A 25,261-nucleotide genomic window follows, 5' to 3' on the forward strand; every position below is an offset into this window, starting at 1 on the left:
GAGAAAAATCTAGTTGTCGGGATCGTTGCGGGAATGCCTACCGCTGGACTCGAACCAGAACTGTCGCGGCTCAAAGTCGTCATCGGCGCTGCGGTGCCGCGCGTGGCGGCCGGCGGGCGGGGCGTCGTCGACTCGCGGCAGCGGCTGGAAGCGTTGGGCATTGTCGACGTGGAATCCGTTGTGCGCGAATCCGATCAGCTCATCGACCTCGGACTCGGAGCGCAGAAAATCCAGGATCCTCTCCTGCTGTCGCCAGCGCGGCGCGTCGGCCTCGGGGTCCGGCTCGTCATGCCACACATCGTTGGGCGGACGCATCACCTGCGGGACGCGGGAAGCCAGCGGCTCGGTATGCCGCTCCTGCGCGGAATCTGTAGCCACCGGTTCATCGTCATCCCACGAGATCGTGTACTCCACGTACTCGTCGTGGTCGGGGGCGTATCCATCATCCGGATCGGCGGGGACACCTTCGGAGTCGAGGACAGTCGATCGCGGATCGCTGGAACCATCCCCGAAACCGAGGAAGAACAGCGCCGCACCGACGCCGATCAACGCGATGAACGCCGGCAGCAGCAGCGTCTGCGACATGGCGGCGGAAAACGGAGCTTGGAGGAACGTGGGCAACACCGCCGCGACGTCGTCGCCACGGGCCGATTCCACGGCCGTCGGCGGCAACTCATCGCCGATCCGCCATGTCATGAACGCTGCCACGCCCGCGCTGCCCAGCACCGAACCGACCTGACGGGTCGTGTTGTAGACACCGGAACCCGCGCCCGCCAAATGTGGCGGCAGATTGCGGGTGGCGGTCGCGGCCAACGGCGACCAGATGAACGCCATTCCGACGCCGGTGACCGTCAGGGGCAACACGATTCGCCAGATCGGGGTGACCGGCGTCATCTCGAAGGACAGCCACGTCATCGAGATCGCGACCAGCGAGAACCCGAAACCGATCACGGGACGTGGATGCGACCGGTCGACGATCCGCCCGACCAGCGGTGCGAGCACACCCGAGGCGACCGCCATCGGGGCGACCACGAGCGCCGAACGCGTCGGCGAGAGTCCGCACACCTGCTGCGCGTAGAACATGACCGGCACGATCATCGCTGTCACGACGAAACCGATTGTCGCGACACCGATGTTGGACAGCGAGAAGTCGCGGTCGCTGAAGATCCGCAGCGGGACCAGGGCGTCGGTGGGGTTGGCGTACTGCCAGAACAGGAATGCGGCCATGAAGCCGATGCCGCCGGCGATGGTGCCCCACACCCACGGCGCCCAGTCGTGCGCCTGGCCCTCCTGAAGGGCGAACACGATCATGAACAGACCGATCCCGGACAGCGTCATCCCGAGCAGGTCGAAACGCTGCATCTGCGAGTCGAGGTCGGGGATCAACCGCACGGCCAGGACCACACCGAAGATGCCGACGGGCACGTTGACGAAAAAGATCCACTGCCAACCAAGCCCGTCGACCAACACACCGCCGGCCAGCGGGCCGACCAGAGTCGCCACACCCGCGGTCGCACCCCACAGGCTCATCGCCACCCCGCGGCGCTCGGCAGGGAAGATTCGAGTGATCGTCGACAGCGTCTGCGGCGTCAGCAGCGCGGCCCCGAGGCCCTGCACGACGCGGGCGACGATCAGCATGCCGATGGTGTCGGCCAGCCCGCACCACAGCGACGCGATCGTGAACAGCGTCAGACCAAGCAGGTAAAGGTTCTTGGGTCCGAACCGGTCGCCGAGCCGACCCGCCACCAGCAGCGGCACCGCGTAGGCGAGAAGGTAGGCACTCGTCACCCAGATGACGGAGTCGTAGCTGGCGCCGAGCGCGGTCATGATCGACGGATTGGCGACCGAGACGATGGTGGCGTCGACCAGGATCATGAAGAAGCCGACGAGCATCGCCCACAACGCGTGCCACGGATTCGCTGCGGCTGACCGCATCCCGGAGGAACGGTCGTCGTGCCGGGAAGTCAGGGTCTGATCCATCACATCGACTAATTACTCAACGATCCAGCCGACGCTACGGACGGCGGCTGATCCCGACAAGCCAGGAATACCGCCAGGGTTACTGTCAGGCCGGCTCAGGGACGGCGTCGCCGATGACGCCGTCTTGTGCTCTGTTCCCAGGGCCAGGTACCGACGTTCCAGCCGACTGGCCCCCCACGCGCAGCGTAAGCGACAGAGCGAACAACGCGATCACCATACCGACCGTCATCACCAACGCGAGAGCAAATTCGTCGTTGCCGAGCACACCGACGAGCGGTGCGATGGCGGCGCCCAGGCCGAACTGGGCGGCGCCGAGCACTGCCGCCGCAGTGCCTGCCGCGTCGGGATGCCGTGACAGCGCCACCGCCGGCGCATTCGGAATGACCAGGCCCATCGCGCCCAGGATCGCCCAGACGGGCAGTACGAAGCCGAACAGTCCACCGGTATGCGTCACCGCCAACCCGACGAACACGGCGCCCGAGGCCGACGCCGCGGCCAGCGCCCACAATGCGATGCGCTGCGGTGGGAACCGACGCAACAGCACGACGTTGAACTGCGTCGCCCCGATCAGCGCGAAAGCCCCAGCCCCGAAGACGAGCGCGAAGACCTGCTGATCCAGCCCGTAATGGCCCTGCAGCACGAAGGCTGCGCCCGAGATGTAAGCGAACAGGCCCGACATGCCGAGCGCGGCGACCAGGGCCAGCACGACGAAGCGGACGTCGCGCAGCACCTCGATGTAGGTGGCGCCGATGCTGCGCACATGCAGCGGCCGTCGATGCTTCTCCGGCAGTGTCTCGGGCAGGGCCAGCGCGGCCACCAACAACAGCGCACCCGCCATCACCACCAGCACGGCGAACACCCAATGCCACGAGGCCTTCAGCAGCACCACCGCGCCGAGCGACGGCGCGATCACCGGGGCGGCGCCGAGCACCAGCATGATTCTCGAAATGACGGTCGCCGCGGCCGACTCGGCGAACAGGTCGCCGACGACGGCGAATGCCACCACCATCGCCGCGGCGGCACCAACCCCCTGCAGCAGGCGCGCCACGCCGAGCACCGCCACGTTCGGCGCGAACAGGCAGAGCAGGGACGCCAGCATGTGCAGCACGATTCCGGCCATCAGCGGGCGACGACGGCCCAGCGAGTCGGACAACGGGCCGACGATCAGCTGTCCGAGGGCAAGACCGGCAAGGGTCCCGGTGAGCGTCAGCTGCGCGACCGACGACGAGACTCCGAGGTCCTCACCGATCTTGGGCAGCGCGGGCAGATACATGTCGATGGTCAGCGGGCCCAGCGCGACCATCAGCCCCAGGATGATCACCATCCGGACGCGGCCAGGCGTCGACGCCACCCCGGAGGTCGTCGATTCAGCAGCCGTCGTATCCACGGAGGGTGATGTTGCCATGAAAATGGTTAGCGTCGCTTCTCAATATTTTCTTCCCGCCTCCGCGACATTTCCCTGACAGTGAGCGCGATCACGTCCGGGCACCCGTAGCCGGTCGTCGTGCGTTCACATAGGGCTAGCCTGAAAGGCCAGCCGTAAGGACAGGGAGGCCGCCATGAGTGCCCGGTCGAGCGCTAAGAATCTGCCCGCAACCGTGGACGAGAGTCCGAGTGCCGCGGCGAAGGTGCTGACGGCGATCATCGAACGCAGCGCCCGCGTTCAGGGGCCAGCGGTCAAGGCCTACGTCGAGCGCCTTCGCCAGCAGAGCCCCGGTACGACACCGGCGGAGATCGTCACCAAACTCGAGAAGCAGTACATCGCCGCGGTGATGGCCAGCGGCGCGGCCGTCGGCTCCGCGGCGGCGTTCCCCGGGATCGGGACGCTGGCCGCGATGTCGGCCGTCGCCGGGGAGACGGTGGTCTTTCTGGAGGCGACGACGCTGTACGTGCTGGCGGTCGCGGAGGTGTTCGCGATCCCCGCCGATCATCGGGAGCGCCGACGCGCGCTGGTGTTGGCGGTACTGGTCGGCGAGGACAGCAAGCACGCGGTGGCCGATCTGTTGGGGCCCGGCCGCACGAGCGGCTCGTGGATCGCCGACGGTGCGGCGACGCTTCCGTTGCCCGCCGTATCGCAACTGAACTCGCGGCTGCTGAAGTACTTCCTCAAGCGCTACACGCTCAAGCGGGGCGCGATCGCGTTCGGGAAGTTGCTGCCGGTCGGCATCGGCGCCGTCGTCGGCGGTGTGGGCAACAGGTTGATGGGCAAGCGCATCGTGTCCAACGCGCGCAATGCGTTCGGCACTCCGCCGTCGCGTTGGCCGGCGACCATTCACGTCCTGCCGCCGCCGCGGAACTAGCCGCGACCGGGGGTGCGGCAGACCACAACGACCATAAATGCGTTGTCATGGTGTGGGTGTTGCGGGAGGGATAGCCTTTAGTCGGCAGATAGCGGGTACCCGATGACTGCAGCAGATTATGGGCGGCGAGCGCCTGGCGCGTTCGCCTGAGTCGAAGGAATCGAGGCGAGTAGCTACCGTGAGCTCACCTTCACCATTCGGACAGAACGAGTGGTTGGTCGAGGAGATGTATCGCAAGTTCCGCGAGGATCCCTCGTCGGTAGATCCGAGTTGGCATGAATTTCTTGTCGACTACTCCCCCGAGCCGACCACCGACAGTCAGACCAGCAACGGACAGCGCACGCCTGCACCGGTAGCACCGCCCGAACCCGCACCCGCGCCGCCGCCGAAAGCAACCGAGAGCAAGAGCGCGCCCGTCAAGGACAAGGTCAAGAAGCCGGCTGAAGCCGCGCCGGCGAAGCCGAAGACAGCCCCGGCACCGCCGGAGGGCGCTGAGACTCAAACACTGCGCGGAGCCGCGGCCGCGGTCGTGAAAAACATGTCGGCCTCGCTGGAGGTGCCGACCGCGACCAGCGTGCGGGCCATCCCGGCCAGGTTGATGATCGACAACCGGATCGTCATCAACAACCACCTCAAGCGCACCCGCGGCGGCAAGGTCTCCTTCACGCACCTCATCGGTTACGCCGTGGTGCAGGCGGTCAAGCAGTTCCCGAACATGAACCGCTACTTCGCCGAGGTCGACGGCAAGCCCACCGCGATCACCCCGGAGCACGTCAACCTCGGTCTCGCCATCGACCTGCAGGGCAAGGACGGCAACCGCCAGCTCGTCGTCGCAGGTATCAAGAACTGCGAGAACATGCGGTTCGGTCAGTTCCTCGCCGGCTACGAGGACATCGTGCGGCGCGCCCGCGACGGCAAGCTGACCGCCGAAGACTTCAGCGGCGTGACCATTTCGCTGACCAACCCCGGCACCATCGGCACCGTGCACTCGGTGCCGCGGTTGATGCGCGGCCAGGGCGCGATCATCGGCGTCGGGGCGATGGAGTACCCGGCCGAGTTCCAGGGCGCGAGCGAGGAGCGCATCGCCGAACTCGGTGTCGGCAAGCTGGTCACTTTCACGTCGACCTACGACCACCGCATCATCCAGGGCGCGGAGTCCGGTGACTTCCTGCGCACGGTGCACGAACTGCTGCTGTCGGACGACTTCTTCGACGAGATCTTCCGCGAGTTGGGCATCCCCTATGAGCCGGTGCGCTGGCGCACCGACAATCCCGACTCGATCGAGGACAAGAACGGCCGCGTTCTCGAGCTGATCGCGGCCTACCGCAACCGCGGCCACCTGATGGCCGACATCGATCCGCTGCGGCTGGACCAGACGAGGTTCCGCAGCCACCCCGACCTCGACGTGAACAGCCACGGCCTGACGCTGTGGGATCTGGACCGCGAGTTCAAGGTCAACGGATTCGCCGGGGCCGAGCGCAAGAAGCTGCGCGACGTGCTCGGGCTGCTGCGCGACGCGTACTGCCGCCACGTCGGTGTCGAGTACACGCACATCCTCGAACCCGATCAGCAGAAGTGGCTGCAGGAGCGCATCGAGGTCAAACACGAGAAGCCGACCGTCGCCGAGCAGAAGTACATTCTGTCGAAGCTCAATGCCGCGGAGGCGTTCGAGACCTTCCTGCAGACGAAATACGTTGGCCAGAAGCGGTTCTCGCTCGAGGGCGCCGAAACCGTCATCCCGATGATGGATGCCGCGATCGACCAGGCCGCCGAACACAGTCTCGACGAGGTCGTGATCGGTATGCCCCACCGCGGCCGGCTCAACGTGCTCGCGAACATCGTCGGCAAGCCGTACTCGCAGATCTTCAGCGAGTTCGAGGGCAACCTGAACCCGTCGCAGGCCCACGGTTCGGGTGACGTGAAGTACCACCTCGGCGCGAGCGGCAACTACATCCAGATGTTCGGCGACAACGACATTGCGGTGTCGCTGGTGGCCAACCCGTCGCACCTCGAAGCCGTCGACCCGGTGCTCGAGGGTCTGGTTCGCGCCAAACAGGACCTGCTCGACGTCGGTGAAGAGGTCGACGGTTCCAAGCAGTTCTCGATCGTGCCGATGATGCTGCACGGCGACGCCGCGTTCGCCGGACAGGGTGTGGTGGCCGAGACGCTGAACCTGGCGCTGCTGCGCGGCTACCGCACCGGCGGAACGATCCACATCATCGTCAACAACCAGATCGGCTTCACCACGTCGCCGAGCGATTCGCGTTCCTCGGAGTACTGCACCGACGTCGCGAAGATGGTGGGCGCGCCCATCTTCCACGTCAACGGCGACGACCCGGAGGCGTGTGTCTGGGTCGCGCGGTTGGCGATGGACTTCCGGCAGAAGTTCAAGAAGGACGTCGTCATCGACATGCTGTGCTACCGCAGGCGCGGGCACAACGAGGGCGACGACCCGTCCATGACGCAGCCGTACATGTACGACGTGATCGACACCAAGCGTGGTTCGCGAAAGACGTACACCGAAGCGCTGATCGGCCGCGGCGACATCTCGATGAAAGAAGCCGAGGACGCTCTGCGCGACTATCAGGGGCAGCTCGAGCGCGTGTTCAACGAGGTTCGTGAACTCGAGAAACACGAGATCGCCCCGAGTACGTCGGTGGAGTCCGACCAGATGGTGCCCGCAGGGATGAAGACCGCGGTGGAGAAGTCGCTGCTGGCCCGCATCGGCGACGCTCACCTGGCGTTCCCAGAAGGCTTCAACGTGCATCCTCGCGTCAAGCCGGTACTGGAGAAGCGCCGCGAGATGGCCTACGAGGGCAAGGTCGACTGGGCGTTCGCGGAGCTGCTGGCGCTGGGATCATTTGTGGCAGAAGGCAAGACGGTCAGGTTGTCCGGGCAGGACACCCGTCGCGGCACGTTCACCCAGCGGCATTCGGTGATCATCGACCGGTCGACCGGGCAGGAGTTCACCCCGCTGCAGCTGCTGACCACGAACCCCGACGGCACCCCGACGGGTGGCAAGTTCATGGTGTACGACTCCGCGCTGTCGGAGTTCGCGGCGGTCGGCTTCGAGTACGGCTACTCCGTCGGCAACCCCGATGCACTTGTGTTGTGGGAGGCGCAGTTCGGCGACTTCGTCAACGGCGCGCAATCGATCATCGACGAGTTCATCAGCTCGGGTGAAGCCAAGTGGGGCCAGCTGTCCGACGTCGTGTTGCTGCTGCCGCACGGCCATGAGGGGCAGGGGCCAGACCACACCTCGGGCCGCATCGAGCGGTTCCTGTTGCTGTGGGCCGAGGGGTCGATGACGATCGCGATGCCGTCGACACCCGCGAACTACTTCCACCTGCTACGCAGGCACGGCCTGGACGGCATCCATCGGCCGTTGATCGTCTTCACACCGAAGTCGATGCTGCGCAACAAGGCTGCCGTGAGCGATCTTCGGGAGTTCACGGAGGCGAAATTCCGCTCGGTGATCGAAGAGCCCACCTACACCGACGGCACGGGTGACCGCAGCAAGGTCAAGCGGATCCTGTTGACCAGCGGCAAGATCTACTACGAGCTGGCGGCGCGCAAGAACAAGGACGAACGCGACGATGTCGCGATCGTCCGCATCGAGCAGCTCGCGCCGTTGCCGAAGCGTCGGCTCAACGAGACCTTGGAGCAGTATCCGAATGCCGAGCAGTACTTCTGGGTTCAGGAGGAGCCGGCCAACCAGGGCGCATGGCCGACGTTCGGGCTGACGCTTCCGGAGGTGTGCTCGGACAAGCTGTCCGGCATCACGCGGATTTCACGGCGCGCGATGTCGGCGCCGTCGTCGGGGTCGTCGAAGGTGCACGCGGTGGAGCAGCAGGAGATCATCGACGAGGCGTTCGCCGACTAACGTCGCGCGCTTCCAGCGACGAATAGCGCTTAACGGGTTGATCGCCTGCACCCGATGCATGGAATCAACCCGTTAGTGCGAGGGCGGGACGGCACGCGGGGCATGTTCGCGCCTGACCTGTCCAGCCCCGGCGACGGAGCAGATCACCGATCAGCACAGCAGTACGGCATGCATCGCCGAAGACAAGTCCATAGGTGACCCGTGTGGTGACCAGGTCCGATCGGCTCAACTCCGCGAGATCACGCAGGGCATCACGATCGCGGTCCCGTGGCGCATCGTGGAACGCGCGGCCGTCGAGTTCGACGACCACTCGCTGCGGCCGGTAGTGCACATCCCGATAGGTGAACCGGCCAGTCGCAGTGCTCCGAGTTTGACGCTCCCTCTGGGCAGCCCGTGCGCCCGCTCGACCCGATGCAGGTAGCCACGCTCCAGCACCGAACATGCGCCGTCACGAACGTCGGCGAGCATGGCCTCCAACGTGCGTCGGCCTGAAACACGTTCCCGGGCCGCCAATACCCGCAGTATCCGCTCGGGCGTGGTCCGTCGGCTGGCGCACACCCGCGCCTGCACGGCGAACGCAGCGGCAACGTCCTTCTTGTGGAGTTCGCCGCTGACAACGTCGATCACCGCGTGCTCCAGGCGAATTGCCGGCGGGCTGCGGTCCACGTCGGCGCGTAGCTCAAAGTCGGGTGTCCTGTGCAGCACGATTCGAGGCAATGGGCGCAGATTGCGTCCCGGGCCGACGGCGACGTGTACCACCGCCGTCGGCGGATCCGGCAGCGCCGATGCGTGGGCCAGCGCGGCCGGCCAGAACGCGAGCACCGCAGCTCAGCGCCGCTGTCGCAGGCTGAGCTGGCCGCTGTGGCTCACGTAGACGCCACGGTGGACATCGGTTAATTCACGACGTCGCAGCATTCTGGCGATGTCGGAATCAGTACCTCCGGCGTCCAAGACTTGGCGACGTGCAATGACCCCATCCTGCACCGGACCAGACGCTCGACGTGTCCGAGATGCCATCGCGTCACGCAGGTAATCGTGAACGCGAACGCGCCGACGGCCAACCCACCACGACTCAACGCTGTGGACAACTGCCTAACGGGTTGATCGCCTGCAACTGATGCTTGGAATCAACCCGTTAATGGGCGGACCGCGGGTACCGACTAACCTCGATGCGAGTCAACGGACACAGGAGTGTGGTCATGGAGGGCTTCGCCGGAAAGGTCGCCGTGGTAACCGGTGCCGGATCGGGTATTGGACAGGCGCTGGCGATCGAACTGGCCCGTTCTGGCGCCAGCGTGGCGATCAGCGACGTCGACACCGAGGGCCTTGCGGTCACCGAGGAGCAGCTCAAGGCCATCGGCGCACCGGTGAAGGCCGACCGACTCGACGTCACCGAGCGCGAGGCCTTCGAGGTGTACGCCGATGCGGTGGTTCAGCATTTCGGCAAGGTCAACCAGATCTACAACAACGCGGGCATCGCCTACGTCGGCGATGTCGAGGTCATGCCGTTCAAGGACATCGAGCGGGTCATGGACGTCGACTACTGGGGCGTGGTCAACGGCACCAAGATCTTTCTGCCCCATCTGATCGCGTCGGGCGACGGGCACGTCGTCAACGTCTCCAGTCTGTTCGGCATCTTCTCGGTGCCCGGCCAGGCCGCCTACAACTCGGCGAAGTTCGCGGTACGCGGATTCACCGAGGCATTGCGCCAGGAGATGGTCGCCGCGGGCCATCCCGTGAAGGTGACCACCGTTCACCCCGGCGGCATCAAAACTGCGATCATGCGCAATTCGACTGCCGCCGAGGGCGTCGACAAGGACGGTCTGACAAAGACTTTCGACACCAAGCTGACGATGACGACACCGGAGAGGGCCGCGCAGATCATCCTCGACGCGGTTCGCAAGAACCGGGCTCGCGTGCTGGTCGGCCCCGACGCCAAGGTGCTCGACCTCCTCGTGCGCATCACCGGATCGGGCTACCAGCGGCTGTTCTCCACCGTGATGTCAAGACTCGTGCCCAACGCGCACTGATTCACTGCCACACTGAACCCGATGGGCAGCTTCGCGGGTAAGACCGCCGTCGTCACCGGCGCCGGATCGGGCATCGGGCAAGCGCTGGCAATCGAATTGGCACGCAGTGGCGCAGGGCTCGCGATCTCTGACGTCGACACCGAGGGCCTCGCCGTCACCGAGCAGCGATTGAAGGCGATCGGCGCGCCGGTGAAAACCGACCGACTCGACGTCACCGATCGTACGGCGTTTCTCGAATACGCCGACGATGTGCAGGCGCACTTCGGCTCGGTGAATCAGATCTACAACAACGCCGGCGTTGCTTTCATGGGTGATGTCGAGGTCACGACGTTCGACGATCTCGTGCGCGTGATGAACGTCGACTACTGGGGTGTCGTCAACGGCACCAAGGCTTTTCTGCCACACCTGATCGCTTCCGGCGACGGCCACGTGGTGAACATCTCGAGCATGTACGGCCTGTTCGCGGTCCAGGGGCAGGCGGCGTACAACTCGGCGAAGTTCGCAGTGCGGGGCTTCACCGAAGCGCTTCGACAGGAAATGGCGGTGGCAGGCCATCCGGTGCAGGTAACGTGTGTGCACCCCGGCTACATCAAGACGCCGCTGATCGACCATGCCACGACCGCAACGGATCTCGACAAGAACGCGCTCGCATCCGTGTTCGACAAGGTCGCCATCACGAGCCCCGAACGCACAGCCAGAATCATCCTGCGAGCCGTCGAGCGTGACAAGGCACGGGTGCTGCCCGGTGCGGACGCCAAACTGTACGACGCGTTCGTGCGCGTGACGGGCGCCGGTTACATGCGGTTGCTCGGTCCGATCAACAAGTGGCTGCTGCCCCCGACGCGCTAGGTGGATCAGTCGCCCAGCGGGTGTTCGTCGAGGAACGCACCTGCGACGAGCCCAGGATCGGTGCCGTCCTCCACCTGTGCGCGCATATCGGCCAGCGCGGCGGTGTCCAGCACGCCGGCCACTTCGTTGAGCGCCAGCACCTGCGACTCGTTGAGCTCGTTGCGCCGATACAGCGGCACCAGGTTCTCGGCCCGGATCAATGACGTGCGATCGGACAACATCAACAGCTCGGTAGGGATGTACGGCGCCGCGGTCGACGTCCATGCGGCGTCGACCTCCCCCGACCGGACCGCCGCGAACAGCATTGCGCGGTCGGGGTATTCGCGGGGCTTCGGCAGTTTGCAGGTCCCGATCGCACGCGGCGGGGGGATAGCACCGGAGGCGACCTTGCCGACCTCGAGGTCGTCGCAGTGCCGCACCGCCGCGGTCAAATCCCTCCCACCCCACGCTTCGGCGGTCTTTTCGGTGACGGCGAGTGCGGGTTTGTCCTCCGCCGACGTCGTATAGTCGCCGGCCCCGATGCCCTCGGGGAGCGCGGACACCATCTCCCGGTACACCTGGGTGGCCGACCGCGCCGTCGAGTCCGGGACGAACCTGTGCAGCAGGCGACCGGTGAAACCGGGAACCACGCGGGCGTCGCCCGAGTCCAACTCCGTCAGAGGATCCTCCGACAGCGCGACATGTGCCGGGCTGCCGTAGAACCGAAGGGCGGCGGCGTAGATGTGCGCTATCAGTGCGGATTCGGGATCGTCGGTCGCCCCGACCGCGACCGACGCCGGCGCGTCGTCACCAGCGCAACCAGCGACGCTCAACACGACGAGCGCTGCGAGCGCGCAGGCGAACCGGCGCACCGAGGAGCCTAGGCTCCCGACGCCGCGGCAACCGCCTGCGCCACAGCGGGGGCCACCCGCGAATCCAGCACGCTCGGCACGATCTGGTCGACCGCGAGGTCGTCACCGACCACCGAGAAGATCGCCTCGGCCGCAGCCACCTTCATCTTCTCGGTGATGCGACGGGCCCCGGCGTCGAGCGCGCCCCGGAACACACCGGGGAACGCGAGCACGTTGTTGATCTGGTTCGGGAAGTCGCTGCGCCCCGTCGCCACCACGGCCGCGTACTTCTTGGCCTCGTCGGGATGGATCTCCGGATCCGGGTTGGACAGTGCGAACACGATCGAGTCCGGGGCCATGGTCGCGACGATCTCCGGGGGCACCACACCGGCGGACAAGCCGAGGAACACGTCAGCGCCCTTCAGCGCCTCGGCGATGCCGCCCGAGAGGCCGTTCGGATTGGTCTGCCCGGCGATCTCGGCCTTGTACTCGTTGAGGTTGCCGCGGTCCTTGTGCAGGATGCCCTGCGAGTCCAGCAGCGTGATGTCGCGAACTCCCCTGGCCAGCAATATCTTTGCGCACGCGACGCCGGCGGCGCCTGCGCCGGAGACGACGACCCGCAGCGATGTGATGTCGCGGCCCAGCACCTCCGCCGCACCGAGCAGCGCGGCCAGCACGACGATCGCCGTCCCGTGCTGATCGTCATGCATGACCGGGCAGTCCAACGCCTCGACCACTCGACGTTCGATCTCGAAGCAGCGCGGCGCCGAGATGTCCTCGAGGTTGACGGCTCCGAACGTCGGGCGCAACCGCACCAGGGTCTCGACGATCTCGTCGGGATCCTTGGTGTCGAGCACGATCGGAATCGAGTCCAGGTCGGCGAACGCCTTGAACAGCGCGCTCTTGCCCTCCATCACCGGCAGCGACGCGGCAGGCCCGATGTCGCCGAGGCCGAGGACGGCGCTGCCGTCGCTGACCACCGCGACCAGTCGGCTGGCCCACGTGTACCGCGACGCCAGCGTGTGATCGGCCGCGATGGCTCGACTGACCTGGGCCACACCGGGCGTATAGGCGACCGACAGCGCACGCTGGGTATTCAGGGGCGCGTGACCTACGGACAGCTTTCCGCCCAGGTGTGCAGCGAAGATCTCGTCGTCATGCAGGACGATCGGGAGCCTCTTGTCTGACAGGTTTCTCACCGCTTGGGACACGGCGTTCACGTTACTTTCGAACTGGTAGGTAACCTAATCGACTCTGTTTCAGATAAGTCCCAGGTCGGTGACGGCTTGGCGTTCATCTGCCAGTTCAGCGGTCGATTTGTCGATCCGCGCCCGGGAGAAGTCATCGATGTCCAGGCCCTGCACGATGGACCAGTTTCCGTCCTTCGTGGTCACCGGGAACGAGGAGATCAGGCCTTCGGGGACGCCGTAGCTGCCGTCGGACAGCACCGCCATCGAAACCCAGTCGCCCTCCGGGCTGCCGAGCAGCCAGTCCCGGGCGGCGTCGACGGTCGCCGAGGCTGCAGAAGCCGCTGACGAGGCGCCGCGGGCGTCGATGATGGCCGCGCCGCGCTTGGCGACGGTCGGGATGAAGTCGTTTTCGATCCAGTCCTGGTCGTTGACCACCTCAGCAGCGTTCTTGCCGCCGACCTCGGCGTGGAACAGGTCGGGGTACTGGGTGGCGGAGTGGTTGCCCCAGATCGTCATCTTCTTGATGTCGGTCACCTTGGCGCCGGTCTTGCGCGCCAGCTGCGAGATCGCCCGGTTGTGGTCGAGGCGGGTCAGCGCGGAGAACCGCTCGTTCGGGATGTCAGGCGCATTGCTCATCGCGATGAGCGCGTTGGTGTTGGCCGGGTTTCCGGTCACGCCGATGCGGATGTCGTCGGCGGCGACCTCGTTCAGCGCTTTGCCCTGCGCGGTGAAAATCGCGCCGTTGGCCTCGAGCAGGTCGCCACGCTCCATGCCCGGGCCGCGGGGACGCGCACCGACGAGCAGCGCCAGGTTCACCCCGTTGAAGATCTTGTTGGCGTCAGCGCCGATCTCCACGCCCGCCAGCAGCGGAAACGCGCAGTCGTCGAGCTCCATCACCACACCCTCGAGCGCCTTGAGCGCCGGCTCGATCTCGAGCAGACGCAGCTCGATCGGGCGGTCCGGGCCGAGCAACGAGCCGCTGGCCAGACGAAACAGCAGGCTGTAGCCGATCTGGCCGGCGGCGCCGGTGACCGCGACCTTGAGGGGAGATGTGCTCACGTGAGGTGCTCCTTGGACGGATGTGGTTGCCCGCACCGCGGGCGTGCCTTCGGGGACGAAACTAGCAGGGTCGGTTTGAGGCGTGCCGCGTAGCATTCACCAAGGCAGATAAGACCGGCGCTGCTGGCCTTGACCAGGGGAGAGTGACCGATGCCTTCATTTCGCCCACTACCTCCGTCACTGCGACCGGTCGCACGCACCAAGGCCGCCCAACCCGACGCCGCCTCGATCCACGTTCCCGTCGCCCGCGCCATGGTCGACTGCGCCGTGTACTGCGAGGGTGTCCGGCTGCCCGGCAAGTACACGCACGCCGCGGCGCTGAACAAGGTGCACGACCTCGAGGCGTCGGGCAAGGAAGCGTTCGTGTGGATCGGGTTGCACGGACCCGACGAGCACCAGATGCAGGCCGTCGCCGACGTGTTCGGGCTGCACGAACTGGCCGTCGAGGACGCCGTTCACGCCCACCAGCGGCCGAAGCTGGAGCGCTACGACAAAACGCTGTTCCTGGTGCTCAAGACCGTGAACTACGTCGAGCACGCATCGATCGCGCTGGCCCGCGAGATCGTCGAGACCGGCGAGATCATGATCTTCGTCGGACCCGACTTCGTCGTCACCGTGCGCCACGGCGAACACAGCGGGCTGGCCGGGGTCCGCAAAAAGCTCGACGCCTCACCCGCCACCCTCAGACTCGGCCCCTACGCGGTGATGCACGCGATCGCCGACCACGTCGTCGACAGCTACCTCGATGTCACCGATCTGATCGAGACCGACATCGACGTCATGGAAGAAGACATCTTCTCGCCGACGCGTAAGACCAACATCGAGTGCATCTATCTGCTCAAGCGTGAGGTCGTCGAACTGCGCCGGGCGGTCGCACCGTTGACGGTGGGACTGCAGCGCATCGGCACCGACCACAACGACCTGATCTCGATCGAGGTCCGCCGGTACATGCGTGACGTCCTCGACCACAACATCCAGGCGTCAGACCGGATCACGAGCTACGACGAGATGCTCAGCTCACTGGTACAGGCCGCGGCGGGCAAGGTCGCCATGCAGCAGAACATCGACATGCGCAAGATCTCGGCATATGTCGCGATCGCCGCGGTGCCGACCGCGTTGGCGGGCATCTACGGCATGAACTTCGACAACATGCCCGAATTGCACTGGGCGTACGGCTATCCCGCGGTGCTGGCCGTGATGGTGGTCATCTGCGCGCTGTTGTTCCGGGCGTTCCGGCGCAACCACTGGCTCTAGCTCGGATTGGCGGCTCGCCGCTCAGGCCGGATTGGCGGCTCGCCGCCGTGGATTCAGTACGTCGACTCCGTCCTGCTCCCACGCCTCCCGCATGGCGTCGGCCCCCTTTAGCCGTACCCACGCCGCCTCGGTCGCGGTGATGGGGGTCGCGGCGAACACCGTCACCGGAGGCAGCGGCGCCGTCAACCGCACATCGTCGATGTCGCTGCGGCTCAACAGGAACGCGGTGAAGGGCGCGCTCTCCCACAGTGGCGACTCCAGATCGATCAGCGCATCGGGCTCGAGCATCAGGCCTTCGATCGCGGGCGCGGCCGCCAGCACCGCCAGCGAACGGGCCAGGCCGGACGGCGAAGGGCCGCGCAGCCCCACCGTCACCTCGGCGCGCGGTCCGTGCAACGCATCCGTCACCATCTCGGTCGGGTCGAACATCGGATGTCGCGAACACCCCAGCGACACATAGTGAACGACGTCTTCCAGCCCCGGCCGCACATCGGGACCGAAGCGCAGCACGTCGATCGTCTCGGCACCCAGGAACGTGATGCTGGCCTCGTCGGGTTCGGCGGTGATGCCGATGGCGGCGAAGTGCTCGCGCAGGTGCGCGCGCACCTGCGCCAGGACGTCGATCACTCGACCTGCGGCGGCGTCTGCTCGCGGGAGACAGCGTCGTCGGGAAGGGTCAGATTCTTGCCGGTGTCGGCGTCGAAGATCGTCAGCTTGGACGTATCGAACGCCAGCTGGACCGTGTCGCCCTTCTTTGCCTGCGACTCGGTGGAAACCCGTGCCACGAACTCGTTTTCGCCGACACCCGACTCGCTGGCCAGCTGGGCGAGCTGGGCCGCCTGTGCGCCGGCGCCCTCGCTCTTGAAGTGAAGATACTTGTCGGCGCCCAGCGACTCGACCATGTCCACCGTCACGTCGAACGTCGCGGCGCTGATGCGCGCATATCCGTCCAAGACCGCCGCGTCCTCGAGATGTTCGGGTCGCAGACCGACGATCACATTCTTGGGGGCGTTGCGCCGGGCGAGCAGGTCGTGCATCTCCGGAGGCAGGGTGACCTCGCCGAAGGGCAGGCGCACACCGATATCGGTGATGGTCGCCGGGAAGAAGTTCATGGCCGGAGATCCGATGAAACCCGCGACGAACAGGTTGGCCGGCCTGCTGTAAAGCTCCTCGGGCGTGCCGATCTGCTGCACTTCCCCGGCGAGCAGGACCACCACCCGGTCCCCCAGCGTCATGGCCTCGGTCTGGTCGTGCGTGACGTAGACGGTGGTCGTCCCGAGCTTGTTCTGCAACCGCGCGATCTCCGACCGCATCTGCACGCGCAGTTTGGCGTCGAGGTTCGACAACGGCTCGTCCATCAGGAATGCCTTGGGATTGCGCACAATCGCACGCCCCATCGCCACCCGCTGCCGTTGTCCGCCGGACAGCTGCGCGGGTTTGCGGTCCAGAAACTCGGTCAGGTCAAGGACTTTCGCGGCCTCGTCGACCTTCTGTGCGATCTCGGCCTTGTTCATCTTGGCCAGGGTGAGCGGGAATGCGATGTTCTGGCGCACGCTCATGTGCGGGTAGAGCGCGTAAGACTGGAACACCATCGCGATGTCGCGGTCCTTGGGCGCCTTCTCGTTGACGCGCTCGCCGCCGATTCTCAACTCGCCCGAGGAGATGTCCTCCAGGCCGGCGATCATGTTCAGCGTGGTCGACTTCCCGCAGCCGGAGGGTCCGACCAGGATGATGAACTCGCCGTCGGCGATCGTGATCGAGAGATCCTTCACGGCCGTCGCACCGTTTGGGTAGCTCTTGGTCACCCGGTCCAACACTATTTCGGCCATCGAACTACCCCTTCACCGCGCCGGACGTCAGGCCGGCCACGATTCGTCGCTGGAAGATGAGAACGAAGATGATGATCGGGATGGTGATGACCATCGCGCCTGCGGCGATCGATCCGGTCGGTTCCTCGAATTGCGAACTGCCCGTGAAGTTCGCGATCGCCACGGGCGCCGTGATCGCGCGCTGTGTCGCCGTCAACGACAACGCCAGCAGCAGATCGTTCCACGCGAAGATGAACACCAGGATCGCCGCGGTGACGATGCCCGGAGCGGCCAGCGGCGCGATCACCTTGCGGAACGCCTGCGACGGCGTGGCGCCGTCCATCTTCGCCGCCTTCTCCAGATCCCAAGGGATCTCCCGGAAGAACGCCGACAGCGTGTAGATCGCCAACGGCAGCGCGAACGTGATGTACGGGATGATCAGGCCGGGCCACGTGTCGAACAACCCGAGTCGGCGCTCGATGTTGAAGAGGGGGGTCACCAACGAGATCTGCGGGAACATCGCGATCAACAGCGCGACCCCGACGAGCAGCCGCTTGCCGGGGAACGCCAGACGGGCGACCGCGTAGGCCGCCATTCCGCCGATCACCACCGCGATCAGCGTGGTGATGAGCCCGATCCCGATCGAGTTGATCAGGGCCGAGCTGAACGCGTCACCGGAGAAGATCCCCTTGTAGTTGTCGAACGTGATCTGCGCCGGAATCAGCTTGCCGTCCTTGACACTTGATGTCGGCTTCAGCGAAAGGCTCAGGATCCACAACACCGGGAACAACGCGTAGATCACGACCAGGAGGTCGATGACGACCCACCCCGCGGCGCGGCGCCCAGTCACCCGGTCGGCCATGTCAGCGCCTCTCCTCTGCGTCAGATCCCGGTGCCGCGGCACCGAACACCTTGATGTAAATGAGCGCGATGATCGCCACCGACAGGAAGATCAGGACGCTGATGGCCGACCCCAGCCCGAGATTGAAAGCCTTGAAGAGGTTGTCATAGCCCAGGATTGACACCGAGCCCGTGTCATTGGCGCCGCCGGTGAGCACGTAGATGTTGTCGAAGATGCGGAACGCGTCGAGGGTGCGGAACAGCAGTGCGACCAGAATCGCCGGCTTGATCAGCGGCAGAATCACTTTGGTCAGCCGCTTCCACGCGCCTGCGCCGTCGATCTGGGCCGCGTTGAGCAGATCCTGCGGCACCAGCGCCAAACCGGCGAGCAGAAGCAGCGCCATGAACGGCGTCGTCTTCCACACCTCGGCGAGCACCACGATGGCCAGCGACGGCAGCTGCTCGGTCAACGGCGCACTGCCCTGCGGCAGCAGGTTGGCGAGGTAGCCGGTGCCGGGTGTCCACGCGTAGTACCAGCTGTACGAAGCCGCGACCGTGACGATGCCGTACGGAATCAGGATCGCGGTGCGCACCACGCCCTTGGCGAAGATCGTCCGGTGCATCACCAGTGCCAGCGCCATACCGAGGACGAACTCGATGGCCACCGACACCACGGTGATCGCAAGTGTCACCACGAAGGCCGTCCACCAATACCGATCGGTGAGGACGGTGATGTAGTTCTCCACACCCACGAACGCGGTGTCTTCGGGTTGAGCGAGGTTGTAGCGCTGCAGACTCAGCCAGACCGCATATGCGATGGGGTATGCGGTGACCGCCAGCATCAGGATGACGGCCGGAGCGATCAGCGCGAACGCAAGCCGCCGTTCGGATTTCGTGTCGTCGGTACCACCGGCGACCGGTACAGCGGCCGTCATGGAATCAGCCCCTTACCGTCGATGGCCTTCTGCACCTGCACCGTCAACTCGTCGGCGGTGCGCTGCGGGTCGATGTCGGTGATCGGCGCCAGCGTCGCCGAGATCCTGGTGGAGACGGCCTGGTACACCGGCGTCGCCGGGCGCACCGCGGCGTTGGTCAACTGCTCGCGGATGATCGCGTACTGCGGGTATTTGGCCTGGAAGGTGGGATCGTCGTACAACGATGTGCGCACCGCGGGCAGACCACCTTCGACGGAGGTGTAGCGCTGGTTCTCCGGACTGCGCAGACATCTGATCGCTTCGAACGCCTCGGCACGGTGCTGGGTGGTCTTGGCGACCGCGAGGTTCAGGCCGCCCAGCGTGACCTTGGCGGGCTCGCCCTCCGTCACGCCCGGGTAGTTGGTGAAGCCGAAGACCTTCTTGCTGGCCTCGTAGGCGGCGGTGAACTGCTCGTCGGTCGGCGAGAAGGTGCCCACATCGTTGATGGCGCCTGTGAGCTGAGGATCGTCGTTCAGCGGCAGGAACGACACCCCGCCCTTGACCGCGTTCTCCAGCATCGACGGCAGCACGAACGGCCAGTTCACCTCGAGGGCGGCCTTGCCCTGTTCCAACGCCAGTCGTGCGGTGCCCTCGTCGGTCTGGGTGATCGACGGATCCGCACCTGGTGCGGTGGCGACGGCCTTCATGATCTCCAACGCCTTGACGGTTGCGGCACGGTGCTCTTCGGTGTCGGTGAGAGTGACGGTCTTGCCGTCGGCGGAAAGAACTTGACCGCCAGCGCTTTCCAGCAACGTGTTGAACCACACCACCAGACCCTCGTACTGCTTGGCCTGTACAGCGATCCAACTCGGTTTGCCCTCGGCGTGCAGCCGCGTCGCCTCGGCCACCATCCCGTCCCATGTCGCTGGTGGCTGATCCATGAGATCGGCGCGGTACCAGAGCAATTGGGTATTCGTCGTGATAGGCGCGGCGTAAAGCTTGTCCTGCCATCTGGCGGTTTCGAGCGGGCCGGGCAGAGTGTCGGTGGTGGCGTCGGACTCGGCCAGGCCCGCCGGATCGTCCGAAAGCGGCAATGCCCAACCCGCTTCGGCGAACTCCGCGGTCCACACCACGTCCAGAGCCATCACGTCGAGTGTCTTGTCGTTGCCGGTGAGCCGTCGGGCCAGCTGCAGACGCTGATCATCCGCACCCTTCGGCAAGCTCACCTGTCGAATCGCGAAGCGCCCGCCGAGTTTTTCGTTGCACCGCTTGGCCACTGCCGTGAAGGTGGCCATCTCGCTTGCCGGGGTGTAGTAATTGATGACGATTCCGCCGCCGCCCGATCCGCACGCCGAGACGATCGACGCCGTCGTCAACGCGGCCAACGCCGCAGCACCAAGCCGTCGGGGCCCCACGCGCAAGCTGGGGACGCGCACCGCTGCCTCCCGTCCCGGATCTGATGTTGTCGCCGGACGGCTTCTACAGAAACCCTCCTGCGCGAACCGTATTGCCAGACGCGCGTGATTTGCAACACGACAGGCGCAGACGTCGCGCACCGTTACGCAATTGCGGTGGGCGCGCCCGAGCGTGCGCAATAACGCCAGCTAACGCGGGGCGGGTCGGACTAGATCGTCAAGCGCGCCAGCAGGTCCCGTCCGCGTTCGGCGCTCTGCGGATCACACAACACGTCGTAACGCCCGGCGACGAGTTGCATCGTCGAACTGAAATCTCTTGTGCCGCGCGCCATCGCATACGGGATCGCCGACGTGATGAGGCCGAAGAAGACGCCGGCAACCAGGCCGGTGATCAGTGCACCCCACGGGTTCGGGCTGAAGAAACCGAGGATCAGGCCAATGAACAGGCCCAGCCATGCGCCGGTCAGCACACCGCCACCGAGCACCTTCGGCCAAGTGAGCCTGCCGGTTACGCGTTCCACCTGCATCAGGTCGACACCGACGATGGTCACCTGCTGGACCGGGAATTGCTGGTCCGACAGGTAGTCCACCGCACGCTGAGCTTCGGCATAGGTGGGATAGGAACCGATCGGCCAGCCTTTCGGAGGAGTCGGCAGATTCACCGGACCACGTCGCGTTGGAGTGCCGGGTGTTGCGCCTGACGGCTGGCCGGGTTGAAACGGGCTGGTCATCGCGTCCTCATTCTCCTCTAAAGCGCGCCGGGTGTCATCGCTGATCCTTCTGGCGATCCCATCCAACCAACGTGTTCGGCTCCCCAAAGGTGCCCTGTATTTGCGCTAGGTTGAACAGCATGACAAATCCGGGCGAAGACGCTGGCCAATCGGCATCATCCGGCTCCGGCTCAGGAGCCTCCGAGCCGACGTCGTCCAGCTACGAGGCCCCGCCGATCGAGCAGGCGCAAGAGCCGGTCCCGCAACCGTCAGACGACATCACTGCGGTCTACCGACAGCCGGAGCAGCCCTTCGAGCCACCGGCCCCCACGTTCGAACCGCCCGCCTACCAGCCGCCACCGCCGTATCAGGCGCCCGACTACTCCCAGGGCGGCGTTCCGCCTTCGCCGGATCCCGCGTTTCCTCCCCCGCCCGCACAACCCGGCTATCCGCCTCCACCGTCGTACTCCCCGAGCGGGTTCGGCGCGCCGGGCGCACCCGGCTACCCGCCGCCTCCGCCCGGCTTCGGCCCCCCGCCACCCGGCTTCGGTGCGCCGCCACCAGGCTTCGGCCCGCCACCCGGTTTCGGTCCGCCAGCCCCGGGTTACGGCGCGTACGGTGCACCGCCCGCACAGAGGACCAATCCGATGGCGATCGGCTCTCTGGTGGCATCGATTGTCGGAGTCTGCTGTGGCATCGGTTCGATCGTCGGCATCGTGCTCGGCTTCATCGCCATGAACCAGATCAAGCAGAGCGGTGAGAACGGCAACGGCCTTGCGATCGCGGGCATTGCGGTGGGCGTGGTAACTCTGCTCATCAGTGGCGTCTGGACCATCGCCATGATCACCAGCGGATAAATGAGCACCGGCGGCCCGGAGCGTCCGGCACACGAGCCGAACAGCGGAGGCGTCGAGTTCCCGCCGCTGGAGGACTCGAGGCAGCCGGTCGACTATCCCGTCGACACCGGGCTGCCCCCGCCGATCTACGCACCGCCGCCACCCGGATACCCCGGCGCAGTCCCGTATTACCCGGCGTACGACCCGTATCGGCCGGTCCGGCCGCCGGGCACGAACGGCACCGCCGTCGCGTCGCTCGTCCTATCCCTTGCAGGATGGTTGTGTTGCGCCCCACTGGCGATCGTCGGGCTCATCATGGGCGTGATCGCCATGCGCGAGACCAAACGCACCGGCCAGGAGGGCTGGGGATTGGCGTTGGCGGGCACGATCATCGGCGGCGTGTTCGTCGCGGCAGCGTTGGTAGTGGTGTTCATCTACATCGCGCTGGGCGTCAGCACCCTGCAGTAGATCCTGCGGTCACGCGGGCGGACGGAAGCGTTCTCCCTTGCGGTCCATGCCGGCGGCGCGGCCCTTACCCGCGATCACCAATGCCATCTTGCGACTGGCCTCGTCGATCATCTCGTCGCCGAGCATCACCGCTCCCCTGGCCCCGCCGGCCCGCGAGGTGTGCCACTCGTACGCCTCCAGAATCAGCTCGGCGTGGTCGTAGGCCTCCTGACGCGGGCTGAAGATCTCGTTGCCCGCCGCGATCTGGTCCGGGTGCAGCACCCATTTGCCGTCGTAGCCCAGTGCGGCCGAGCGCCCGGCCACCCGGCGGAAGCCGTCGACGTCGCGCACCTTCAGGTACGGCCCGTCGATCGCCAGAATGCCGCGGGCGCGGGCGGCGACGAGAATCCGCATCAGCACGTGGTGGTGGGCATCGCCGACGTCGTAACCCTCGGGCTGCTCGCCGACCTCGAGTGTGCGCATGTTGAGGCTGGCGGCCATGTCCGCGGGGCCGAGAACCAGCGCCTGCACGCGTGGGGCCGCGGCGATCGCATCGATGTTCGTCAAGCCTTCGGCGTTCTCGATCTGGGCTTCAATGCCGATACGGCCCAACGGAAATCCGTGCGTCGCCTCGAGTTGGCTGAGCAATAGGTCGAGCGCATGGATGTGGGAAACGTCGGACACCTTCGGCAGCACCACGATGTCGAGGCTTGCGCCTGCGGCCGATACCACGTCGATGACGTCGGCGTGGGTCCACGGCGTGGTCCAGTCGTTGACCCGAACTCCGCGCAACTGCCCGGCCCACCCGGGCTCGGCCAATGCGGACGCAACCTGTGCGCGCGCCTCGGCTTTGGCGTCGGGTGCGACCGCGTCTTCGAGGTCGAGGAAGACCTCATCGGCGGGCAGACTCTTCGCCTTCTGGATCATCTTCATGCTGCTGCCGGGAACCGAAAGGATCGTTCGGCGGGGTCGATAACGGTTTTCCACAACCACACTCTCTACCCTTTTAGGCATGGCGGCGGTCAACAGGGTCTATGCGGCCCGACTCGTGGGGATGGTCGTGCTCGGGCCCGACGGCGAGTCCATCGGCCGCGTCCGCGACGTGGTGATCAGCATCAGCATCGTGCGCCAGCAGCCGCGCGTGCTCGGCCTGGTAGTCGAATTGCTCACGCGCCGAAGGATTTTCGTACCGATTCTGCGAGTCACCGCCATCGATCCCGGTGGCGTGACGCTGGCGACCGGCAGCGTGTCACTGCGCAAGTTCAACCAACGCCCGGGTGAGGTGCTGGTCCTCGGCCAGGTGGTCGAAACCGTGGTCCGCGTCGAGGATCCCGAACAGCCGCAGCTGAGCGGACTCGACTTGTACGTCGTCGATCTGGGCATCGAGCAGACTCGCACGCGCGACTGGATGGTGACCAAGGTCGCGGTGCGGCCTGCACGGCGCCTTGGTCGTCGCAGCAATGTGTCGATCGTCGACTGGCAGCAGGTCCAGGGGCTGACCCCGTCCGGCCTGGCGATGCCCGATCAGGGCGTGGCGCAGCTGTTGGAGCAGTTCGTCGGGCAGCGCGCGGTGGAGGTGGCCGAGGCGATCCGCGAGCTGCCGGACAAACGGCGCTACGAGGTGGTCAACGCGCTGGACGACGAGCGGCTGGCCGACGTGCTGCAGGAGCTGCCCGAGGATCAACAGGTCAACATGCTGCGCCAGCTGCCCGCCGAACGCGCCGCCGATGTGCTCGAGGAGATGGATCCCGACGACGCCGCCGACCTCCTGGGTTCGATGCATCCCCTGGACGCCGAGCAGTTCCTGCGACGGATGGACCCCGAGGACTCCGAGGATGTGCGTCGGCTGCTGTCACACTCGCCCGACACCGCAGGCGGTCTGATGACGTCAGAGCCCGTGGTGCTGGCCCCCGACACCACGGTCGCCGAGGCGCTGGCCCGCGTCCGCGACCCCGACCTCACCCCTGCGCTGGCCTCTCTGGTGTTCGTCACCCGTGCGCCGACGGCCACCCCGACCGGTCACTACCTGGGGTGCGTGCATCTGCAGCGGCTGCTGCGGGAACCGCCCGCGGACCTGGTCAGCGGAATCGTGGACACCGACCTGCCGAATCTGGCACCCGAGGACTCGTTGGCGGCGGTCACGCGGTATTTCGCCGCGTACAACCTGGTCTGCGGGCCGGTCGTCGATGACGAGAACCACCTCCTCGGCGCGGTGTCGGTCGACGACGTGCTCGACCATCTGCTGCCCCACGACTGGCGCGAACAGGAAGAACCGGAGCTGAGCAGCGAGGGCGCGTCATGAGCGAACTGACGGCACGTCAGCGCCTGGACACTCCGCGGACCTCGCGCTGGCGCTTCTCTCTGAACGTCGACGCGGAGACTGTCGGCAAGTTTTCGGAGTCGATCGCGCGCTTTCTCGGAACCGGCCGCTACCTCGCGTGGCAGACCATCCTTGTGGTCGTTTGGGTGATCCTCAATCTGTTTGCCGTGAAATGGCGATGGGACCCGTATCCGTTCATCCTGCTCAATCTCGCGTTCTCCACGCAGGCGGCATATGCGGCGCCGTTGATTCTGCTCGCTCAGAATCGGCAGGAGAACCGGGACCGGGTCGCGTTGGAGGAAGACCGTCGACGCGCCGAACAAACCAAGGCCGACACCGAGTATCTGGCCCGTGAGCTGGCCGCATTGCGGTTGGCGGTGGGCGAGGTGGCCACCCGCGACTTCCTGCGGCGCGAACTCGAGGAAATCCACGAACTGCTGAATCGGCTGCAGCCGCAAACGGGCTCCGAAAAGGACGATGGGAGCGCCAAAACGGACCACGGTGAGCGGCGCTCGAAAAAACAAGCCTGAAACGCCTAAGCCGATTGCTGTAACACGTGCGTTATCGAGTAGGTATGGTGACTTGGTTCACAGACA

General features: G+C 65.9%; 22 protein-coding genes. 9 read left to right on the forward strand and 13 right to left on the reverse strand.

Going from position 1 to position 25,261, the window contains the following annotated elements:
- Positions 1-9 precede the first annotated feature (9 nt).
- Positions 10-1,935: an MFS transporter gene (locus H7J93_RS17650; RefSeq protein WP_267307583.1), complete on the reverse strand. Its 1,926-nt coding sequence runs from the start codon at positions 1,933-1,935 to the stop codon at positions 10-12.
- Between the two features lie 130 nt (positions 1,936-2,065).
- Positions 2,066-3,385: a multidrug effflux MFS transporter gene (locus H7J93_RS17655; RefSeq protein ID WP_267307584.1), complete on the reverse strand. Its 1,320-nt coding sequence runs from the start codon at positions 3,383-3,385 to the stop codon at positions 2,066-2,068.
- 154 nt (positions 3,386-3,539) lie between these two features.
- On the opposite strand from H7J93_RS17655, the gene H7J93_RS17660 reads away from it, so the two are divergent.
- A complete protein-coding gene (locus tag H7J93_RS17660; protein ID WP_267307585.1) occupies positions 3,540-4,280 on the forward strand; it encodes a hypothetical protein in 741 nt (246 codons plus the stop codon).
- A 226-nt stretch (positions 4,281-4,506) separates the two neighbouring features.
- Positions 4,507-8,163 (forward strand): multifunctional oxoglutarate decarboxylase/oxoglutarate dehydrogenase thiamine pyrophosphate-binding subunit/dihydrolipoyllysine-residue succinyltransferase subunit, encoded by a 3,657-nt coding sequence (locus H7J93_RS17665; RefSeq protein ID WP_372507944.1) that lies wholly within the window; start codon positions 4,507-4,509, stop codon positions 8,161-8,163.
- Between the two features lie 225 nt (positions 8,164-8,388).
- Here the strand turns inward: H7J93_RS17665 and H7J93_RS17670 are convergent, their stop codons facing one another.
- Complete coding sequence (locus H7J93_RS17670) at positions 8,389-8,985, reverse strand: hypothetical protein (RefSeq protein ID WP_267307587.1); 597 nt, start codon at positions 8,983-8,985, stop codon at positions 8,389-8,391.
- Positions 8,986-9,362: 377 nt separating this feature from the next.
- Between H7J93_RS17670 and H7J93_RS17675 the strand changes: the two genes are divergently transcribed.
- Together H7J93_RS17675 and H7J93_RS17680 are read left to right on the forward strand one after the other, a co-directional pair.
- Complete coding sequence (locus H7J93_RS17675) at positions 9,363-10,193, forward strand: SDR family NAD(P)-dependent oxidoreductase (RefSeq protein WP_267307588.1); 831 nt, start codon at positions 9,363-9,365, stop codon at positions 10,191-10,193.
- Between the two features lie 21 nt (positions 10,194-10,214).
- Positions 10,215-11,042, forward strand: a complete 828-nt coding sequence (locus H7J93_RS17680) for an SDR family NAD(P)-dependent oxidoreductase (protein ID WP_267307589.1) — start codon at positions 10,215-10,217, stop codon at positions 11,040-11,042.
- A gap of 5 nt (positions 11,043-11,047) precedes the next feature.
- On the opposite strand, the gene H7J93_RS17685 is transcribed toward H7J93_RS17680, so the two are convergent.
- From H7J93_RS17685 to H7J93_RS17695, 3 genes are read right to left on the reverse strand one after another with little or no spacing between them, the layout of a single operon-like run.
- Positions 11,048-11,893 (reverse strand): glycine betaine ABC transporter substrate-binding protein, encoded by an 846-nt coding sequence (locus tag H7J93_RS17685; protein ID WP_267307590.1) that lies wholly within the window; start codon positions 11,891-11,893, stop codon positions 11,048-11,050.
- An 8-nt stretch (positions 11,894-11,901) separates the two neighbouring features.
- Entirely contained in the window at positions 11,902-13,083 is a 1,182-nt protein-coding gene (locus H7J93_RS17690) for an NAD(P)-dependent malic enzyme (protein ID WP_267307591.1), read from the reverse strand.
- A gap of 48 nt (positions 13,084-13,131) precedes the next feature.
- Entirely contained in the window at positions 13,132-14,121 is a 990-nt protein-coding gene (locus H7J93_RS17695; RefSeq protein WP_267307592.1) for a malate dehydrogenase, read from the reverse strand.
- Between the two features lie 150 nt (positions 14,122-14,271).
- On the opposite strand from H7J93_RS17695, the gene corA reads away from it, so the two are divergent.
- The gene (corA, locus tag H7J93_RS17700) at positions 14,272-15,375 is read left to right on the forward strand and encodes a magnesium/cobalt transporter CorA (RefSeq protein WP_267307593.1); all 1,104 of its coding nucleotides are present in this window, start codon (positions 14,272-14,274) and stop codon (positions 15,373-15,375) included.
- A gap of 21 nt (positions 15,376-15,396) precedes the next feature.
- Here corA and H7J93_RS17705 read toward each other — a convergent pair whose 3' ends face one another.
- The 6 genes from H7J93_RS17705 to H7J93_RS17730 form a co-directional block, all read right to left on the reverse strand.
- Positions 15,397-16,002 (reverse strand): suppressor of fused domain protein, encoded by a 606-nt coding sequence (locus tag H7J93_RS17705; protein ID WP_267307594.1) that lies wholly within the window; start codon positions 16,000-16,002, stop codon positions 15,397-15,399.
- Positions 15,999-17,204 carry an ABC transporter ATP-binding protein gene (locus H7J93_RS17710; protein ID WP_267307595.1) on the reverse strand — a complete coding sequence of 402 codons (1,206 nt, stop codon included), beginning with the start codon at positions 17,202-17,204 and terminating at the stop codon, positions 15,999-16,001. The genes H7J93_RS17705 and H7J93_RS17710 overlap by 4 nt, the downstream gene beginning before the upstream one ends.
- A 4-nt stretch (positions 17,205-17,208) precedes the next feature.
- Positions 17,209-18,033, reverse strand: a complete 825-nt coding sequence (locus H7J93_RS17715) for a carbohydrate ABC transporter permease (protein ID WP_267307844.1) — start codon at positions 18,031-18,033, stop codon at positions 17,209-17,211.
- 13 nt (positions 18,034-18,046) lie between these two features.
- On the reverse strand, positions 18,047-18,958 hold the full coding sequence (locus H7J93_RS17720) for a carbohydrate ABC transporter permease (protein WP_267307596.1): 912 nt from the start codon (positions 18,956-18,958) through the stop codon (positions 18,047-18,049).
- Complete coding sequence (locus tag H7J93_RS17725; protein WP_267307845.1) at positions 18,955-20,352, reverse strand: ABC transporter substrate-binding protein; 1,398 nt, start codon at positions 20,350-20,352, stop codon at positions 18,955-18,957. The genes H7J93_RS17720 and H7J93_RS17725 overlap by 4 nt, the downstream gene beginning before the upstream one ends.
- A gap of 209 nt (positions 20,353-20,561) precedes the next feature.
- Positions 20,562-21,083, reverse strand: coding sequence for a YflT domain-containing protein (locus tag H7J93_RS17730; RefSeq protein ID WP_267307597.1), 522 nt, complete (start codon positions 21,081-21,083; stop codon positions 20,562-20,564).
- A gap of 119 nt (positions 21,084-21,202) precedes the next feature.
- On the opposite strand from H7J93_RS17730, the gene H7J93_RS17735 reads away from it, so the two are divergent.
- Both H7J93_RS17735 and H7J93_RS17740 read left to right on the forward strand, forming a co-directional pair.
- Positions 21,203-21,919 (forward strand): DUF4190 domain-containing protein, encoded by a 717-nt coding sequence (locus H7J93_RS17735; RefSeq protein WP_267307598.1) that lies wholly within the window; start codon positions 21,203-21,205, stop codon positions 21,917-21,919.
- Positions 21,920-22,366 carry a DUF4190 domain-containing protein gene (locus H7J93_RS17740; RefSeq protein WP_267307599.1) on the forward strand — a complete coding sequence of 149 codons (447 nt, stop codon included), beginning with the start codon at positions 21,920-21,922 and terminating at the stop codon, positions 22,364-22,366.
- A gap of 9 nt (positions 22,367-22,375) precedes the next feature.
- Here the strand turns inward: H7J93_RS17740 and H7J93_RS17745 are convergent, their stop codons facing one another.
- Complete coding sequence (locus H7J93_RS17745) at positions 22,376-23,332, reverse strand: HpcH/HpaI aldolase/citrate lyase family protein (protein WP_267307600.1); 957 nt, start codon at positions 23,330-23,332, stop codon at positions 22,376-22,378.
- 25 nt (positions 23,333-23,357) lie between these two features.
- On the opposite strand from H7J93_RS17745, the gene H7J93_RS17750 reads away from it, so the two are divergent.
- Both H7J93_RS17750 and H7J93_RS17755 read left to right on the forward strand, forming a co-directional pair.
- Complete coding sequence (locus tag H7J93_RS17750) at positions 23,358-24,647, forward strand: magnesium transporter MgtE N-terminal domain-containing protein (RefSeq protein WP_267307601.1); 1,290 nt, start codon at positions 23,358-23,360, stop codon at positions 24,645-24,647.
- Positions 24,644-25,195, forward strand: coding sequence for a DUF1003 domain-containing protein (locus H7J93_RS17755; RefSeq protein ID WP_267307602.1), 552 nt, complete (start codon positions 24,644-24,646; stop codon positions 25,193-25,195). The genes H7J93_RS17750 and H7J93_RS17755 overlap by 4 nt, the downstream gene beginning before the upstream one ends.
- Positions 25,196-25,261 lie beyond the last annotated feature (66 nt).

The sequence above is a fragment of the Mycobacterium barrassiae genome, from assembly GCF_025822765.1.
Classification (GTDB): domain Bacteria; phylum Actinomycetota; class Actinomycetes; order Mycobacteriales; family Mycobacteriaceae; genus Mycobacterium; species Mycobacterium barrassiae.